15 protein-coding genes are annotated in these 17,688 nt (G+C 56.0%); 13 read left to right on the top strand and 2 right to left on the bottom strand.

The features are described 5' to 3' along the window. Window positions 1-160: 160 nt before the first annotated feature. Window positions 161-1,333, top strand: a complete 1,173-nt coding sequence (locus tag ABEV74_RS20525) for a GntR family transcriptional regulator (RefSeq protein ID WP_430149103.1) — start codon at window positions 161-163, stop codon at window positions 1,331-1,333. 618 nt (window positions 1,334-1,951) lie between these two features. After that, window positions 1,952-4,990 (top strand): alpha-mannosidase, encoded by a 3,039-nt coding sequence (locus ABEV74_RS20520; protein WP_430149101.1) that lies wholly within the window; start codon window positions 1,952-1,954, stop codon window positions 4,988-4,990. A 788-nt stretch (window positions 4,991-5,778) separates the two neighbouring features. Here ABEV74_RS20520 and ABEV74_RS20515 read toward each other — a convergent pair. After that, a complete protein-coding gene (locus tag ABEV74_RS20515; protein ID WP_430149098.1) occupies window positions 5,779-7,716 on the bottom strand; it encodes an ABC-F family ATP-binding cassette domain-containing protein in 1,938 nt (645 codons plus the stop codon). 246 nt (window positions 7,717-7,962) lie between these two features. Between ABEV74_RS20515 and ABEV74_RS20510 the strand changes: the two genes are divergently transcribed. The 9 genes from ABEV74_RS20510 to ABEV74_RS20470 all read left to right on the top strand — a co-directional run bounded on the left by ABEV74_RS20510 (window position 7,963) and on the right by ABEV74_RS20470 (window position 15,268). Then, the gene (locus ABEV74_RS20510; protein ID WP_430149094.1) at window positions 7,963-8,580 is read left to right on the top strand and encodes a 5-formyltetrahydrofolate cyclo-ligase; all 618 of its coding nucleotides are present in this window, start codon (window positions 7,963-7,965) and stop codon (window positions 8,578-8,580) included. Between the two features lie 2 nt (window positions 8,581-8,582). After that, window positions 8,583-9,074, top strand: a complete 492-nt coding sequence (moaC, locus tag ABEV74_RS20505; RefSeq protein ID WP_213527035.1) for a cyclic pyranopterin monophosphate synthase MoaC — start codon at window positions 8,583-8,585, stop codon at window positions 9,072-9,074. 24 nt (window positions 9,075-9,098) lie between these two features. After that, on the top strand, window positions 9,099-9,599 hold the full coding sequence (locus ABEV74_RS20500; protein WP_062495387.1) for a MogA/MoaB family molybdenum cofactor biosynthesis protein: 501 nt from the start codon (window positions 9,099-9,101) through the stop codon (window positions 9,597-9,599). Continuing rightward, window positions 9,589-10,623 (top strand): molybdopterin-binding protein, encoded by a 1,035-nt coding sequence (locus tag ABEV74_RS20495; RefSeq protein ID WP_430149091.1) that lies wholly within the window; start codon window positions 9,589-9,591, stop codon window positions 10,621-10,623. The genes ABEV74_RS20500 and ABEV74_RS20495 overlap by 11 nt, the downstream gene beginning before the upstream one ends. Window positions 10,624-10,714: 91 nt before the next feature. Next, window positions 10,715-10,948 (top strand): twin-arginine translocase TatA/TatE family subunit, encoded by a 234-nt coding sequence (locus ABEV74_RS20490; RefSeq protein ID WP_213527039.1) that lies wholly within the window; start codon window positions 10,715-10,717, stop codon window positions 10,946-10,948. A gap of 210 nt (window positions 10,949-11,158) precedes the next feature. After that, window positions 11,159-11,992, top strand: coding sequence for a twin-arginine translocase subunit TatC (gene tatC, locus ABEV74_RS20485; RefSeq protein ID WP_430149088.1), 834 nt, complete (start codon window positions 11,159-11,161; stop codon window positions 11,990-11,992). Window positions 11,993-12,180: 188 nt separating this feature from the next. Next, window positions 12,181-12,462, top strand: coding sequence for a co-chaperone GroES (gene groES, locus ABEV74_RS20480; RefSeq protein WP_062495380.1), 282 nt, complete (start codon window positions 12,181-12,183; stop codon window positions 12,460-12,462). 63 nt (window positions 12,463-12,525) lie between these two features. Next, window positions 12,526-14,151 carry a chaperonin GroEL gene (groL, locus tag ABEV74_RS20475; protein ID WP_062495378.1) on the top strand — a complete coding sequence of 542 codons (1,626 nt, stop codon included), beginning with the start codon at window positions 12,526-12,528 and terminating at the stop codon, window positions 14,149-14,151. A 928-nt stretch (window positions 14,152-15,079) separates the two neighbouring features. After that, entirely contained in the window at window positions 15,080-15,268 is a 189-nt protein-coding gene (locus tag ABEV74_RS20470) for a hypothetical protein (protein ID WP_430149085.1), read from the top strand. A 20-nt stretch (window positions 15,269-15,288) separates the two neighbouring features. Here the strand turns inward: ABEV74_RS20470 and ABEV74_RS20465 are convergent, their stop codons facing one another. Continuing rightward, window positions 15,289-15,735, bottom strand: coding sequence for a MarR family winged helix-turn-helix transcriptional regulator (locus ABEV74_RS20465; RefSeq protein WP_062495374.1), 447 nt, complete (start codon window positions 15,733-15,735; stop codon window positions 15,289-15,291). A gap of 205 nt (window positions 15,736-15,940) precedes the next feature. On the opposite strand from ABEV74_RS20465, the gene ABEV74_RS20460 reads away from it, so the two are divergent. Together ABEV74_RS20460 and ABEV74_RS20455 are read left to right on the top strand one after the other, a co-directional pair. Then, window positions 15,941-16,396 carry a CBS domain-containing protein gene (locus ABEV74_RS20460; protein WP_062495371.1) on the top strand — a complete coding sequence of 152 codons (456 nt, stop codon included), beginning with the start codon at window positions 15,941-15,943 and terminating at the stop codon, window positions 16,394-16,396. Between the two features lie 137 nt (window positions 16,397-16,533). Next, complete coding sequence (locus tag ABEV74_RS20455; protein ID WP_430149081.1) at window positions 16,534-17,643, top strand: CobW family GTP-binding protein; 1,110 nt, start codon at window positions 16,534-16,536, stop codon at window positions 17,641-17,643. Window positions 17,644-17,688 lie beyond the last annotated feature (45 nt).

Below are 17,688 nucleotides of genomic sequence, written 5' to 3'. Positions count from 1 at the left end.
TTTTTGCAGTCCGGGCGGGGCGTCTTCTAGCCGCAGTCTGAATTGATCAACAATTTAGAAACAATTGTGGATAATACTATGGATAAATCTCGGGTTGCGAAATAGAGCGTAAAAATATATATTATACATAACAAATTTAGACCGAAGCATGGTGATTGTGATGAATTCAACCGATCGAGTACCGTTATATCAGCAAATTCAGGATTACGTCCGCGACCTGATCGTTTCGTCCGGCCTGCAGGAGGGCGATCGCATTCCGACCGAGAAGGAATTGATGGAACGTTTTCAGGTAAGCAAAATTACGGTCGTCAATGCGCTGACGGGGCTCGCCAATGAAGGCTTGATTAAGCGGGTACCCGGACGAGGCAGCTTTGTCAGCCGGCCGGAGACCGCTCATCCGGAACCGGACGAAGCGGAGCGTGCGCCATCGGCCGCCGTCCCGGCAGGCGAGCGGAACGTTCCCCGGCACAGTGGATTTGTCGGTATCGTCATGCCGACGATCGAGGATTATTTTGCGATTCGGCTCATTGGCGGCATCCAGCGGGCCATCTTGGAGAGCGGGTACCGGAGCATGATCCTGCTGACAGAGGGCAGTCTGGAGAGGGAACAGGAAGCGATCAAGACGCTGAAAGAGATCGGCGCGGAAGGCATGCTCATTTTCCCGGTCGACGAAGAGCAGTACAATGAGGAAATATTGAGCATGAAGCTCGCGGGGTTCCCGTTCGTGCTGATCGACCGGTATTTGCCCGGCGTGGAGACTCATTATTTCGCTTCGGACGGCAAGCTCGGCACGGCGATGGCGGTGGACTACCTCTGGGAGCTCGGCCACCGCGATATCGCGATTTGCTCGGATTCCCCCTTGCAGACGGTAACCGTGCAGGAACGTATCGAAGGCTATATGAACGCGCTTAGCGCCAAAGGCGCGCTGATCAATCCGGCGCTGATGATTACCGGCTTCCGCGTAAACGGTGCGGACGGCCTGGAAGAGCATCCGCTGTACCGGTATATTCGCAACCGGATGGCTACCGCCTATATTACGCTCAACGGCAAGCTCGGCGTTCACGTTTACCGGATGGCCGAACGGGCCGGGCTGAAAGTGCCGGACGACTTGTCGATCATATCGTTCGACGATCCGACCTCTGCTGTGGAGGATTTCAGCATGTTCACGCATATTCGCCAGCATGAAGAAGATATGGGATATCAGGCGGCATTGAAGCTGCTGGAAATCGTCCGCACCGGTCACACCAACAAAGGGCCGTTCAGCAAAATGCTGATTCAACCCGAGCTCGTTATCCGCCAGACGACGGGGCCGGTACGAACGGCTGCGGAATGAGCGGTTGTTGAGGCGTAAGCGATCCGAAGATGTTTACGAACCGGAGGTCTGCGGGCGGCCAAAGCCCTGCATTGCGCAATCGGTCGCGGTTCCGTGGCGGTGCGAGTGTGAGCAGGTGCGCAATCGTTCGCAAGACCCGGTAAGCATGCGGCGCAGTAGCGTCATACAAGCTATAAAATACGAGACTGCCGAGGTCACTCCCGGCAGTCTTTTCTTCTATCCGCGCCATCCGTCAAATCTTCACCGGTCCGTCGGTGTGCCTCGCCATCCGTCAATTCGTCCAACGACCGTTTACGCGCCCCGCCTTCAGCGCCTCCATTTCTCGGCAGATTGATTTGGCGAAAAGCCTGCAAAAGCGATAAAGCCCTGCAGGTGCGCAATGGACCGCGTGGCGGGGACGTCGGGCTGCCGCCCGGCCCGGCCTCTGACAGAGATGACGGAGTCGTTGCTGCTTATGCATCCTGGCGTATGACCGCTTCACCCAAGTCGGCTCACCAATATACATATTGAATATATATAAACAATATATTATATTAGTCAATGAATAAGGTTCTTCGCGTTAACAACCGATCGGGTCAATCGGAGCAAGCCGAACGCTAAAAGTAAAGGAGAAGCATAATGCCATACGAAACCGTGAAGCCGAATCAATTAAAACCGATGCTGGACTTTTTGAAAGAAAACATTTATCGTCCGATCGCGGAACTGAAAGTAACCGCCTGGGTGACGCCTGAACCGGTTCCGTATGCGGAGCGCATGTCCGGCCGGAAGGTGGAACTGAAATCGGGCGAACGTTGGGGCGAGCTCTGGGACTGCGCCTGGTTTCATTTTCAAGGAACGGTACCGGACGAGGCTGCCGGCAACAAAACCGTCCTGCTCATCGACGTGAACGGGGAATTGTGTCTGGTCGACGATGAAGGCTCGCCGGTGCAAGGTTTGACGAACGTCAACTCGGAATTCGATCTGTCCCTCGGTTTGCCGGGGAAACGGGTCGTGCATATCAGCGATGCGGCTTCCGGCGGCGAAACGATCGATTTGTGGGGAGACGCGGGCTGCAACGATCTGTTCGGCCGCTATCGCAGCGGCACGTTGAAGGAAGCTTGCGTGGCGATATGCCGGGAAGACGTCCGCCGATTATATTACGACGCCGAGGTGCTGCTCGAAACCGCGGAATGGCTGCCGGAACGCTCGGCCCGCCGGGAGCGCATTTTGCGCGCGCTCTACGACGTATCGCTGCTGCTGACACCGGAATTGCCGGAAGAAGCGGTCGGTCGGGCGCTGGCGCTGCTCGGCGAACAGCTTGCCAAGCGGGGCGGCGATCCGGTTCTGACGATCAGCGCGATCGGTCATGCCCATATCGACCTGGCCTGGCTGTGGCCGATTCGCGAAACGATCCGCAAAGGAGCCCGTACGTTCGCCACGGCGCTGCGCATGATGGAACGGTATCCCGATTATGTGTTCGGCGCCAGCCAGCCGCAGCTGTATGACTGGATCAAGCAGCGCTATCCGAAGCTGTATGCGCAAATTCGCGAACGAATCAAGGAGGGGCGCTGGGAACCGCAAGGGGCGATGTGGGTCGAATCCGATACGAACGTGCCGGGCGGCGAATCGCTCGTACGCCAGATTTTGTACGGCAAACGGTTCTTTATGAAGGAATTCGGTCAGGAGATGAAGTCGCTCTGGATGCCGGACGTATTCGGCTACACCGCCAGCCTGCCGCAAATTTTGAAGAAATCGAATGTCGATTACATGATGACGCAGAAGCTGTCGTGGAGCATCTACAACCGCCACCCCCACCACACCTTCATGTGGGAAGGCATCGACGGCTCGCGCGTGCTGACCCATATGCCGCCGGAGGATACGTACAACAGTCCGGCCGCGCCAAGGTCGATCGCCAAGGCAGAGGCTCAATATCTGGATAAGGGCGTGTCGGAGCATTGCTTGATGCTGTTCGGCATCGGCGACGGCGGCGGCGGTCCCGGCGAGGAGCACCTGGAGCGGCTAGCGCGGGAGAAAAACTTGCTCGGGCTTAGCCCGGTTGTGCAGGAGACGTCCGCGGCGTTTTTCGAGAAGTTGAAGGCCGGCCAGGACCGGTACCAGGTATGGCGCGGCGAGCTGTATCTGGAGCGGCACCAGGGGACGCTGACGACCCAGGCCCGCAACAAGTGGTACAACCGCCGACTGGAGAAAGCGTTGCGGGAGCTGGAGTTTGCCGCCGTGCTGGCCCAAGCGGTTTCCGGCATGCCGTATCCGGCCGCGGAACTGGAGGAGATTTGGAAGGAAGTGCTGCTGTACCAGTTCCACGATATTTTGCCCGGATCGTCGATCAAGCGGGTATACGATGAATCGCTGGCCCGATATGCGCTGCTCGCTGAGCGGGTCGAATCGCTTATTGCCGAACGTTACGGCGAGCTGGCGAAGCGGGCTGCCGGCGGCGATCGGACGATTGTGTTCAACTCCTTGCCGTGGGAGCGGGACGAGTGGTTGAACATCGACGGGCGATGGACGAAAGTCCGCGTTCCATCCATGGGGTATGCCGGAGCGGACGGATTGCTTGGCGGGGACGGTCAGCCGGAGGCGATCGGGAGTCTGCGCGCTTCGGCCGAAGAGCGGCGGATCGAGAACGAGCTGCTTGCGGTCGTCTTCGATGCCGACGGCTCGATCGTCTCGATATTCGACAAGGAGAACGGCCGGGAAGTCGTGTCTGCCGGCGAACGCGCCAACGCGCTGCGCATTTATAACGACAACGGAGATGCCTGGGACTTCCGCCAGGATTACCGTCAGCGGGGAAGCGCGGCGCCTGAATTGGCGGAAACCGAGGCGTTCGCGGACGGACCGGCCGCCGGGCTCATTCACCGCTACCGTTTTGGTCAATCGGCCATTACCCAGAAGGTGGTTTTGACGGCGGGAAGCCGGCGCATCGATTTTGTGACGAATGTGGATTGGAAGGAATCGAGGAAAATGCTGCGGACGTCGTTCCCGGTCGACGTGCGTTCGGATTCGGTTGCATGCGAAATCCAGTTCGGCCATCTGAAGCGGCAGACGCACCGCAACACGTCGTGGGATTATGCGCGCGACGAAATTTGCGCACATCACTGGATCGATCTGTCTGCACCGGATTACGGCGTCGCGTTGCTCAACGACAGCAAATACGGGCATCGTGCCGAAGGGAATACGCTCGATCTCAATTTGCTGCGCAGCCCGTCTTATCCGGACCCGGAGGCTGACCGGGCGGAGCATACATTTACGTATTCACTTTATCCTCATAAAGGGGATTACATTCAGGCAGAAGTGTATAAGAGAGGGTATGAGCTGAATGTGCCGCTGCGGGCGATAAGCGCAGGTCCTGCCGATGGCGTTGTCGGGGAAGCGGTCCTGCCGTCGCGTTCGTTCCTGCGAATCGACCATCCGCATATTATGATAGAGGCTGTCAAAAAAGCCGAGGATGACGACGATTGGATCGTTCGTCTGTATGAAACGGCCGGCACGCGGGCCGAAGCCGAGCTTCGGACGGACTTTGCGGTCGAATCGGCATGGATTGCCGACTTGATGGAGCAACCGCTTGAGCCGGTATCGACGGAAAACGGTGCGATCGCGCTCTCCTTTGCGCCGTTCGAAATTTTGACGGTGAAAATTCGGCTTTCGGAGACACAGTCATAATATAACGTGCCATAACATCATATTATAATAGAAAGGCAGCATCGGCCGCAGACGGAATTGCGGTTGATGCTGCTTATTACATTTTACTTAAATTATAACCAATGATTCACATATGCAATTAATCCTAACATAGCTCCAATTGCAGCTCCGACAAATACAAAGCAGCTTGTTTTTAACTCGGCCATGTTCCGTTTCATTTTTGTATCGCTCACGAACAGCCCTTCCTTCTATTCCAATCTAATATTTGTACGTTTTTATGAACGATATGTTTCATTAGCGGGAAAGGGCGGATACGGGATAACTTTCATCAACAACCTGTGGATATTGTGAATAAAACCGATCCGGTTTTTGTCGATAAGTATGCTGCACTCATTTTTCTTGAGAAAATGCTGATCGAAGAACGTGCTAAACGTATCGTTGTCGACAGAATTGTATCACAATTCATAGCAAATTGTGGATAAACCTGTGGAAAGAGTGGATGAATGAAAATGAAGAAAGCGGATAGACGGAAATAGCATGACCGTAATTGCGATGGCGGGAATAACGGAGTCGAGTAGCATGATCGTATGCGATGACGAGAATGCGTGACAGGAATAGCGAGACGAGAATAGCGTGGACGAATCGTGATGCCGGAAGGTATCAGGCAGGGATAGCGGTGTCAAATAGCGATACCGGGAATAGCGACGACAGGAATAGCGCGACGAAAATAACGGAAACGGCAGCGCGGCCGCGGCGGGGGTTCCCCCTCGCCGCAAGGCCAAGCCGGCAGCATAACGGCAGCAGACAGGCTACTCCAGCAGCGCTTCCCAGGCTTCGTACGCTTGCTGCAGCTCCGCTTTTTTCGCTTCCAGCTCGGTTTGAATTTGCTGAACTTTGACATAATCGGGATAAACATCCGGATCGGCGAGCTGCTCCTCCAGTTTGGACGTTTCCTCCTCCAGCCGGGCGATTTGCTGTTCGAGCTGCTCCAGCTTGCGCTGCCGGTTCCGCTCTTCCCGTTTCGCCTGTTTTTCGGCTTCGTATGACATGACAGCTCCTGCGGTCTGACCGGACGGCGACTTCGCCGCTTGATTGGCATGCTCCCCGGACTCCAGCAGTAATTCTTCGGTTTCCCGCTTTTTCTCGAGCATTTCGTCATAATTTCCCAGGAAATGATTCGTGCCGTCCGGTTTCAATTCGACAATGCGTTCGGCCATCTTGTTCAGAAAATAGCGGTCATGCGAAATGAACAGCAGCGTACCTTCATAATCGATTAATGCGGCTTCGAGCACTTCCTTGCTGTACAGATCGAGATGGTTCGTCGGCTCGTCAAGAATAAGCACGTTGGCCCGCTGCAGCATCAGCTTGGCCAACGCGATGCGAGCTTTCTCGCCGCCGCTAAGCGACGAAACCCGCTTCAGCACGTCTTCGCCGCTGAACAGGAACTGTCCGAGAACGGTTCGAACGCTCGTTTCCTCCATATGCGGGTAGGCGCTCCAAAGCTCTTCCAAAACCGTTTTTTCTCCGTTCAAATCGCTCTGTTCCTGATCGTAATAACCGATTTTGACATTCGCGCCCCATCGGATCGTCCCTGCCGAAGGCTGTCGCCTGCCGACAAGCGTCTGCAGCAGCGTCGATTTCCCGATGCCGTTCGGACCGATCAGCGCAACGGTTTCGCCCCGCTGCAGGCGGAAACCGACATGTTCGAACAACGGGCGATCCTTCCCTTCGAACGTCACGGCCAGATCGCTTACCTCCAGCACGTCGAACCCGGTCTGCCGATCGATGTCGAATGTGAAGTACGCTTTTTTCACTTCGCCGGCAGGCTTGTCGACGCGCTCCATCCGCTCGAGCGCCTTGCGCCGGCTTTGCGCCCGTTTCGTCGTCGACGCGCGCGCGATGTTCCGCCGGATGAAATCTTCCATTCTGGCGATTTCGGTTTGCTGCTTCTCGTATTGTTTCATCGCGGATTCGTATTCGGCGGCTTTCAGCTTGACGAATCTGGTATAGTTGCCGGCGTAGCGCTTCGCCCCGTGCCGTTCGATCTCGACGATGGTCTGAACGAGCGCATCGAGAAAATAGCGGTCGTGCGAGACGACGAGGATGGCGCCTGGGTACCCTCGCAAATAATCTTCCAGCCAGGTCAAGGTTTCGATGTCGAGATGGTTCGTCGGTTCGTCCAGCAACAGCAGGTCGGGGGCCTGCAGCAGCAGCCGGGCAAGCGCAAGGCGCGTCTTCTGTCCGCCGCTTAACGTTGCGACCGGCGTATCGGGCGGGAACTGGCCGAAGCCCATGCCGTGCAGCACGCTGCGGATGCGCGTCTCCATCTCGAAGCCGCCCTGGTCCCGGAACCAATCCGATTTGCGCGCGTATCGCTCCAACGTTTCCTGGTACCGCTTGTCGTCGGCCTGCAGCTTTGGATCGGCAATAAGCCGTTCCAGTTCTCTCAATTCGGCTTCCGCTTCCGTCAGATGGCTGAAGACCGCCCGCATTTCGGCATCGATCGTGCGATCGGAGTGAAAGCCGCTATTTTGCGGCAGATAGCCGATCGTGCATTCTTTCGTCTTGTAGATCGCACCGCCGTCGGGAGACAGCTCGCCGGCCAATATTTTCAACAAGGTGGACTTGCCGGCGCCGTTGACGCCGACGAGCCCGATCCGCTCGCGTTCCTGTATTTGAAACGAAATGCCTTCGATAATCGGCGTTGCGCCGTAGCTTTTGGAAATATCGGATAATTGCAGCAGCATCGTTTGCGTAACCTCCATACGAATCGGCCTGTCGACAACGGACAAAGCGCCGCTTGTTTACCAATTACAGTTTACATGATATCGCCGCTTTGCGCGACTGGCGGGAAGGGTCGGAGATGGCCGGGATATTCGCCGCTGTGTGCATTGGCTATTATTGAAGTTAATGGTACACTAGTAGCATCTGGCGTTAATGGCTTCGCCGTCGTTGACGGGCGAAAATATGTGAATAAAGGCAGAAGAAGCATAATGCAGGATAAAGCGAATGATACCGCAGGCCAGAAGCGCGAATGGCGCCGCCGGATGTCGGCGCTGCGCGACGGGCTCCCTCTGGAGCGGCGTCTCGCCTGGTCGCTGGACGCATGTCGCGCGGCGGCCGCATGGATGGAGGAGCGCGGCATCGAATCGTTTATGACGTATGTCCCATTCCGTTCGGAGCTGGATACGCGGCCCTTGATCGAATGGGGTTGGGAACGGGGCGTCGCCGTAACGGTACCGCGCGCCAATCCCGCCGACCGTTCGATGACGCTGTACCGGATTGCCGGATGGGACGATCTGGAAACCGGGGCATACGGCATCCCGGAGCCGAACCCTTCCCGGGCCAAAGCCTTCCGTCGCATACCGGATGCGGTATGGGTCCCGGGTCTTGCCTTCGATCTGCGCGGCGGCAGACTGGGGTACGGGGGCGGCTATTACGACCGGTTCGACGCCTATCTTCGTTCCTTGCCCGGCGGCAGACCGCCATGGATCGGGATGGCCTATGAAGCGCAGTTGACCGCCGATGTGCCGACGGAGGATCACGATGCGCGCGTCGACGGCGTGATGACCGAGCGGGGCTTCTATCCTGCGGTGCGGAAAGGATCGTAGCGATGGAAACGGGATTCAGCCATTTCAACGAGCAGGGGCGGGCGAAAATGGTGGACGTGTCGGACAAGGAGGCCACGCCGCGAGAGGCGACTGCCGGCACATGCGTCCGGATGCGCGCGGATACGCTGGCGCGGATCAAGGAAGGAAAGGTCGGCAAGGGCGATGTGCTTGCAGTCGCGCAGGTGGCGGGCATTATGGCGGCGAAGAAAACGTCGGAATGGATTCCGATGTGCCACCCGTTGCCGCTGACCGGCATCGATCTGAAGTTTGCCGATAACGGCGAAGATGAACTATATATTGAAGCGACAGTCAAGACGACCGGCAAAACCGGCGTGGAGATGGAGGCGCTGACTGCGGTATCGGCAGCGGCGCTGACGGTATACGACATGTGCAAGGCGCTGCAGAAGGATATGGAGATCGGTCCGACCCGGCTGCTCGCCAAAACCGGCGGAAAATCGGGAGATTACACATTTCCTGCGCGGACGGGTGAATGACGGAACAGTTGGGAGGAATGGGACATGCGATGGAAAGTGGCGATTTTGACGGCCAGCGACAAAGGTTCCCGCGGAGAGCGGGAAGATACGAGCGCACAGGTGATACGCGAGCTGGTGGAAGAGGAGTTGGGCGGCGAGATCGTGGATTATCGCATCGTGCCCGACGAACAGGATGAAATTATGGCGGCTCTGATCGAGATGACGGATTATTATAAAGCCGATCTTGTGCTGACGACCGGGGGAACCGGTCTCGGACCGCGGGACGTGACGCCCGAAGCGACGCTTAAGGTGGCGGACCGGAACGTGCCCGGCATGGCCGAAGCGATGCGGATGGCCGCCATGCAGCGCACCCCCCGGGCGATGCTGTCGCGGGGCGTGTGCTGCATTCGGGGAACAAGTCTGATCGTCAACCTGCCCGGCAGTCCGAAAGGCGTGCACGAAAATTTAATGGCGGTTATGGACCAGCTGCCGCATGCGCTCGGCGTGCTGTCCGGACGGATCGGAGAGCATTCGTATGAAGGCTAACGGGAAATCGGGCGGCACGATATTGAAGGAAGTGCCGGTGCGCGAAGCGATCGGCATGGCGCTCGCCCACGATTTGACGCAAATCGTGCCGGGTTCCTTCAAAGGGCGGCTGTTCGCCAAAGGCCACATCATTACCGAAGAAGATATTCCGCGGCTTCTGGATATCGGCAAGGAACATATCTATGTTATGGAGCTCGCGCCGGGAGAGCTGCACGAGGACGATGCGGCGATCCGGATGGCGCGGGCGCTGGCCGGGGAAGGGACGGAGCTTGCCGGGCCGCGCGAAGGCAAAGTCACGGTACGGTCGAATATAACGGGACTGGCTGCCGTGGACGAGCGGTTCGTTCATGCCGTTAATGAAATCGGGGACATCGCCCTTGCGACCGTGCGCACGCATACGGTTGTCCGTCCCGGGGATCCGCTTGCGGCGACCCGGGCCATCCCGCTCGTCGTGCCGGCCGGCAAGGTGGAAACTGTGGAACGGCTGGCCGCGGAATATCGGGATGCGCATGGCGGTGCCGCTCCCGTCGGCGTTCGTCCGCTGCACAGAAAGCGGATCGGATTGCTGACGACGGGCGGGGAAGTGTACAGCGGCCGGATCGCCGACCGATTCGGTCCCGTCGTCCGCCAGAAAGTCGAGGCGCTCGGTTCGGAAGTAGCGGAGCAGCGATTTGCGCCTGACGACCGCCAAATAATTGTTAACGAAATTTACTATTTGTTGGAGTGCGGTTATGATATAATACTCGTGACAGGCGGGATGTCCGTCGATCCGGACGATCGGACGCCGGGAGCGATTCGGGAGACCGGAGCGGACATCGTCAGCTACGGTACGCCGATGTTGCCGGGTTCGATGCTGCTGATGGGCTACTTGAAAGGTCGCCCGATCATGGGGCTTCCCGGATGCGTCATGCATGACCCGTATACCTCGTTCGATGCGCTGCTGCCGCGAATTTTGGCGGGCGACACGATAACGCGGGACGATATTGTCGCCCTCGGATACGGAGGTCTGCTGCACAACTGCTAGCATCGTCGGCTTGGCGGTCGGTTTCGACCGATCGTTGATCGTTGCGAATAGAAGCGTTTGTTTGCGTAATGCTGATAAGGAGGGAATGATCATGGTAAACTCGATTGGCGTAACGGGCGTCATTTTGCTCGTTCTGGTTGCGTTGCTGTTGTTCGGGCCGAACAAGCTTCCGGAGCTTGGCCGGGCGTTTGGACGAACGCTGCGGGAGTTCAAATCCGGAGCCAGGGAGTTAATGGACGACGATCAAGACCGCAAAAATGAGAAACGGGTTGACGTCAGCCGCACGGAAGACAATCCATCGGATAACAAACGGCTTCCGGACTGACGGAAGCCCGCTTTTTTTAACATGAGCATAATGTCGAAATTACTATTAATCACATGAAAAAAAATTCAGTCGGAGAAGAGCGTAAAATGATTTGTCATTGCAGACACTATGCCGGTACCGGTTTGAAATGCGAAGCCATGCTTCTTCTCCCCTTGAAAGGTGCAAGCTTGACTACCTTATGCAATCATGCAAGGAAGGAGGCGGTGGCTCATGGCAGTTGACCGTTCTTCGGGTGCGTCTGCGGACGACAACCGTTTGAAAAAGCGGCTTCGGGAAGAAGGACTGATGTCGCTATTCGAGCATATTGGCGAACTGCGCAAACGTGTGATCGTCATCTTTGTCGTGCTGGTGCTCAGCATGGTTGCCGGCCTGCTGCTCGCCGACCCCGCTTACCGGCTGCTGATGGCCCAGGAGCCGGTTAAAGACATGGAGTTGCATGCTTTTTCCTTGTGGGACGGCATCGGCATGTACATGAAATTTGCGTTTGTTATCGCACTGCTCATCACGATTCCGGTCGCTTTTTATCAAATATGGTCGTTTGTCAAACCGGGTCTGCATCCGGCGGAGCAGCGGGCGACGGTTCGCTATGTGCCTTATGCGGCGTTGTTGTTTGTGCTGGGGCTTTCATTTGCCTATTTTGTCATTTTTCCGATGGCATTCGGGTTTACGACGACCGTATCCCGCAATCTCGGGCTTGAAGAGACGTACGGCGTGACGCAGTATTTCGCGTTCATGTTCAACATTTTGATCCCGGTATCGCTGCTGTTCGAATTGCCGCTTGTCATTATGTTTCTGACGAAGCTGCGAATCGTCACCCCGCAAAGACTAAAAAAAATGCGCAGAGTCGCTTATTTCATCATGGTGTTAATCGGTACGACGATTACGCCGCCGGATGTGATATCCGATATTTTGGTGTCGATTCCGCTAATTGTTTTGTATGAGGCGAGCCTGTTTTTTTCCGGTATCGTGTATCGCAAGCAGCAGGAGAAGGATGCGGCGCGGGAGCGCGAATACGGAGAACTTGAAAGCCATGCGCAAACGTAATAAGGTCCCTGATAACCGAGGGACCTTTTCGGCGAAGCGCTTGCAAGGCGGCGGTGAAATTGTTGAAAATTGCACCTGCCCCCTTGAAATCCGAAACCAAGTTGAGTATTATAAAAATGGTTATTAGCACTAAACCATTACGAGTGCTAATAAAAGTAAAATGAATCCAAAAAGGAGGCTATTTTTTCATGATCAGACCTTTGGGTGAACGCGTATTGGTCGAACCTATCGCGAAAGAGGAGACGACTGCCAGCGGTATCGTATTGCCGGAAACGGCAAAAGAAAAACCGCAAGAAGGCCGAGTCGTTGCCGTGGGCAGCGGAACGTTGAAAGACGGCGTTCGTGTCGCACTCGAAGTTAAAGAAGGCGATCGCGTTCTGTTCTCCAAATATTCCGGTACGGAGATCAAATACGATGGCAAAGAGTATTTGATTATGAAGGAAAGCGAAATTCACGCGATCCTGGACTAAGCCTCTTTCACTAAATAGAAGGCTAATCGTTACTTAGAATCCAATATTAGGAGGTCACTGACGATGGCAAAAGAAATCAAGTTCAGTGAAGACGCCCGCCGTGCGATGCTGCGTGGTGTCGATGCACTTGCAAACGCGGTAAAAGTAACGCTCGGACCGAAAGGCCGCAACGTCGTGCTTGAGAAGAAATTCGGCAGCCCGCTCATCACCAACGACGGCGTGTCCATTGCCAAAGAAATCGAACTCGAAGACGCGTTCGAAAACATGGGCGCTCAGCTCGTTAAAGAAGTAGCGACGAAAACGAACGACGTAGCCGGCGACGGTACGACGACGGCAACCGTTCTCGCGCAAGCGATGATCCGCGAAGGGCTGAAAAACGTTACGGCAGGCGCCAACCCGATGGTAATCCGCAGAGGGATCGAGAAAGCGGTCAACGCAGCTGTGGAAGAGCTGAAGTCGATCGCCAAGCCGATCGAAGGCAAACAATCGATCGCGCAAGTAGCCGCTATCTCCGCATCGGACGAAGAACTCGGCCAACTGATCGCCGACGCGATGGAGAAAGTCGGCAACGACGGTGTCGTGACCGTTGAAGAGTCCAAAGGTATCCAAACCGAGCTGGAAGTTGTCGAAGGTATGCAATTCGACCGCGGTTACACTTCCGCATACATGGTTACCGATACGGACAAAATGGAAGCTGTACTCGAAAATCCGTATATCCTGATCACGGACAAAAAGATTTCCAATATTCAAGAGATTCTGCCGATTCTCGAGAAAGTGGTACAATCCGGACGTCAACTGCTCATCATCGCGGAAGATGTCGAAGGCGAAGCGCAAGCTACCCTGGTCGTCAACAAGCTGCGCGGCACCTTTACCTGCGTAGCGGTTAAAGCTCCGGGCTTCGGCGATCGCCGCAAAGCGATGCTGGGAGACATTGCCGCTCTGACCGGCGGTCAAGTCATTACGGAAGAGCTTGGTCTCGACCTGAAATCGGCTACGCTGGAACAACTGGGCAGCGCGCGCCAAGTTCGCGTATCCAAAGAAAACACCATCATCGTCGATGGCGCTGGCGACAAGAAAGACATCGACGCCCGCGTAACGCAAATTCGGGCTCAGCTCGAAGAAACGACTTCCGATTTCGACCGCGAGAAGCTGCAAGAACGTCTGGCCAAACTGGCTGGCGGCGTAGCGGTCATCAAAGTCGGCGCCGCTACGGAAACCGAGCTGAAAGAGCGCAAACTGCGCATCGAAGACGCTTTGAACTCCACTCGCGCTGCGGTTGAAGAAGGTATCGTATCCGGCGGCGGTACGGCGCTCGTGAACGTATACAAAGCAGTGGCGGCCGTTCAAGCGGAAGGCGACGAGAAAACGGGTGTCAACATCGTGCTGCGCGCGCTGGAAGAGCCGGTTCGCACGATCGCGGCCAACGCCGGCCAAGAAGGCTCCGTTATCGTCGAGCGCCTGAAAAACGAGAAACCCGGCATCGGCTACAACGCTGCAACCGGCGAATGGGTTGACATGTTCGAAGCCGGTATCGTTGACCCGGCGAAAGTTACCCGCTCCGCACTGCAAAACGCGGCTTCTGTTGCGGCTATGTTCCTGACGACCGAAGCGGTCGTTGCCGACAAGCCGGAGAAAGAAAAAGCCGCTCCCGACATGGGCGGAATGGGCGGCATGGGCGGCATGATGTAATCGTCAGGCCGAAAACCCTGAATATCAAGGAAAACGGGACCTTCAAAGGTCCCGTTTTATCATAAAAGTCACAAAAAGGTCACCTTCTTCCCGCAATGATTGAACGAGAAGCTTCTCTATAAGTTCCTTCGGACTTGTGAGAAGCTTTTTTCTTTTTCCGGAGCCGCTGCAAGACGGTATTAAGCCACCTGATTGCAGCCGATCAACAGCCCTGACACCTGTTCGCTGCCTTTTGCCCCCGCACCTATTCGTTACCTTTTGCCCCCGCACCTATTCGTTGCCGTTTTGTTCCGACACCTGTCCGCTACCGTTCTCATCGTTTTCATTCGTTTTAAATCAACCAATCTTGCAAAAGTGCAGCTTTTTCCCGCTATCGATAGCCCGAACGTTCAAATTCCTGCGATAATACAGTTTTTTGGACCTCCAAGCGGCTTGTAAAACGGAAATGATCAAAAAATCCTGCACTATCGCAGGAATTTGAGCCAAAGTCGTCTATTCGGGCCCAAAATCCTGCACTTTTGCAGTTTTCACCGCATTCAGCTGTTGCCGACCGCCCCTGTCCGCCGGCACAGCCCGCTTGGGCTGCCACCGGCAGTATCAGTTCGCCAGCACAGCCCACTTGGGCTGCAACGGTGCCACTGGTTCGCCGGCTTAGCCCGCGTGGGCTGCCACCGGCGGCATCGGTTCGCCAGCACAGCCCGCTTGGCTGCCACCGGCAGCATCAGTTCGCCGGCACAGCCCGCTTGGCTGCCACCGGCGGCATCGGTTCGCCAGCACAGCCCGCTTGGCTGTCACCGGCGGCATCGGTTCGCCGGCATCGCATTTTCCGGATTACAAAAATCTACATATAATGCTTATATTTTGAACTTGAATACGAACGAATGTTCCGGATATAATAAGAACAAACGTTCTGATTCGGAGGTTGGCCATGCGAATTGAAAAATACGTCGTCATCATGATCTACCTGGATCGGCGCGGCAAGTTTTCGAAGCGCGAGGTCCGGGTACAGTCCGCCCGTGACGGCCTTGTCCGGGCATTCTGTCTGACGACCGGCGCGCCGCGGGTGTTCCGGATCGAAAACATCCTCGCTCTGGAACCGGTGCGCCATGCGGGATGACGATAAGTTCGGCAGCCGATCTACCCACCTTTTTTGACTTCTTCATATTCTTTCAACACCCGGTTCAGCTTCTTCAGTTGCTCCCCGAATTGCCGGCGTTCTTCCTCGGACCAGTCGCTTAGCAGTTTGTCGATCATATCTGCCCGCGCTTTTTTTTCCTCGAGTAACGCTTTCGCGCCTTGTTCCGTAATGTGGTAGAAGTACGCTCTGCCGTCCTGCGGGTCCGGAAGCTTAACGACGTAGCCCTTTTGATCCAATGCCGAGGCTTGTCTGCTGACGGTGGACACGTCGAGCTGCAGGCTGGCGGCCAAATCTTTTACGCCTACGGCACCTTGAACCATGAGCTGATGCAGCAATAAATAAGCCGAACGGTCCAGATTCCCGATTTTTCTGTCGGATATATTGGATATAATACGAACAAACAACGCCATCTCGTATTCGAGCGTTTCCAATGAATGACGATCCATTGTCGACCAGCTCCTGACAAACCGTTGTACTGCCATCATAACTTGCGGACTGCACCTTTCAAATCGGAAGAAAGGATTATATTTGACACTATTGGAGTTGAGCTATACAATTAGCGGTAATAGTAGTTGTATTATACAACTTTATAGGGCGGGTTGGCAAAATTCTATTATGGAAACCATAATCCGGGAGGTTGAAGAATGAAGGATGAAAGCCTATGAAATTATGAAAACCCCGGTCATTAAAGTCAAACAGGACGATCGGGTGCAGGCCGTGATCGAAAAGTTTATCGACCATGGCATCAGCGGTTTGCCGGTTGTGAACGACCGCAACGAAATTGTCGCGTACATCAGCGACGGGGATATCGTCCGTTATATCGGCAAACATCAGGATATTATCGTCGATACGTTTTTTTATATCCATGTCGTCAAAGGGGATGAAAAAGAGTTCGAAGAAAGGGCCAAGGAAATTTTGAAATTGAATGTGATGAGTCTGGCCCAAAAAACGGTGCACAAGGTGGCCTGGGATGAGGATGTCGAGAACATCGCGACTATTCTCGGAAAGAAACGGATCAAAAAATTGCCGGTTGAGCGCAACGGCGTCCTGGTCGGCATTGTCAGCCGGGGCGATGTGATCCGCAACTCCTTTAAAGCGTTGCTGTAAACATGATCTTCAAACGCAGCACTGCCATCGCGACGGGACGACGCGTCCTGAGCAAACGGCAGTTTTTTGCTTTTTTTAAGGCCGGCCAAACGATATAATGAGTGAAACAGACAAGCGATGAAAGGGAAGATCGGATCGTGAGCGCGAATCAACATCATGACAAAATTATTCCGGTGGATCTATTGACCGGTTTTCTGGGCAGCGGCAAGACGACGCTGCTCCTTCGCATGCTGGAGGAATATCGCGAGCGGGGACTCCAGCCCGCCGTCATTATGAACGAGCTCGGCGAGGCGAACCTCGACGGCGAGATGATCGGGGAGGGAGCGCCGATGGCCGAGCTGCTCGGCGGCTGCGCCTGCTGCACCGTGCGCGGCGACCTGGGGCTTGCGATCAAGTCGCTGGCGGAGCAGTATCGGCCCGACGTCCTCATTATCGAAGCGACGGGAGCGGCCAATCCGCTCGAGCTGATGGACGGCGTGGCCGATTCTTCGATGTATGTGCGAACGGCGCTTCGCTCCGTCATCGCCGTCGCGGACGGGCCGGAACTGTTGCGCCGCCGCCGCGCCGGGCAGAGCCGCACGTTCCGGCTGATGCGGGAGCAGATTCGCTGTGCTTCGCGGCTTGTGCTCAACAAGACGGACCGGCTCGACCCGGAAGAGCTGGTGGAAGCGCAGCAGCTGCTGCGCGAATGGAACCCGCATGCGCCGATCGTCGCGACCGTCCGCGCCATGGCCGATCTGGCCTGGCTTACGGGCGGCGATCCCGCTGTCTTGCCCGGCGAAGACACCGCGGTGCTGCGGCCGGAGGGGACGTCTCTTGCGAACGCGCAGCACCGCCGGGATGCGCCAGACGGCTGCGGTCCCTCTTGCGGTCCGGCATGCGGCCATCTTCACGAAGACAAGCCTACCCACGAATCGCATGATCACGAACATGAACATGATCACGAACATGCTCATGAATCGCATGCCCATGTATCCGCGCTTACGCATTATTTCCGCGGAGCGGTGGACAGCCATGCATTCGAGGCGCTGCTTCGTTCGCTTCCGCCGGACGTATACCGGGCCAAAGGCATCGTCGAATTTCGCGATACGAACAGCCGGTTTCTGTTTCAATATGCGTTTCGGGAAACGGACTTCATGCGCATTACGCCGCAAGGCACCGTCCATAACGTGGCGGTGTTTATCGGGGAAGGGTTCGATCGCGAAGCGCTGCGCGCACGGCTTCATAGCCTGGAGTCGCACTCATGAACGGAACGGAGATGCAAAATTTTTAAGGCGGGAAAGCCCCGCTTC

The sequence above is a fragment of the Paenibacillus cisolokensis genome, from assembly GCF_050481165.1.
GTDB classification, from domain to species: domain Bacteria; phylum Bacillota; class Bacilli; order Paenibacillales; family Paenibacillaceae; genus Paenibacillus_AH; species Paenibacillus_AH cisolokensis.
Note: the sequence above shows the minus strand (reverse complement) of the source record. Positions and strands in the feature narration are given on the sequence as shown.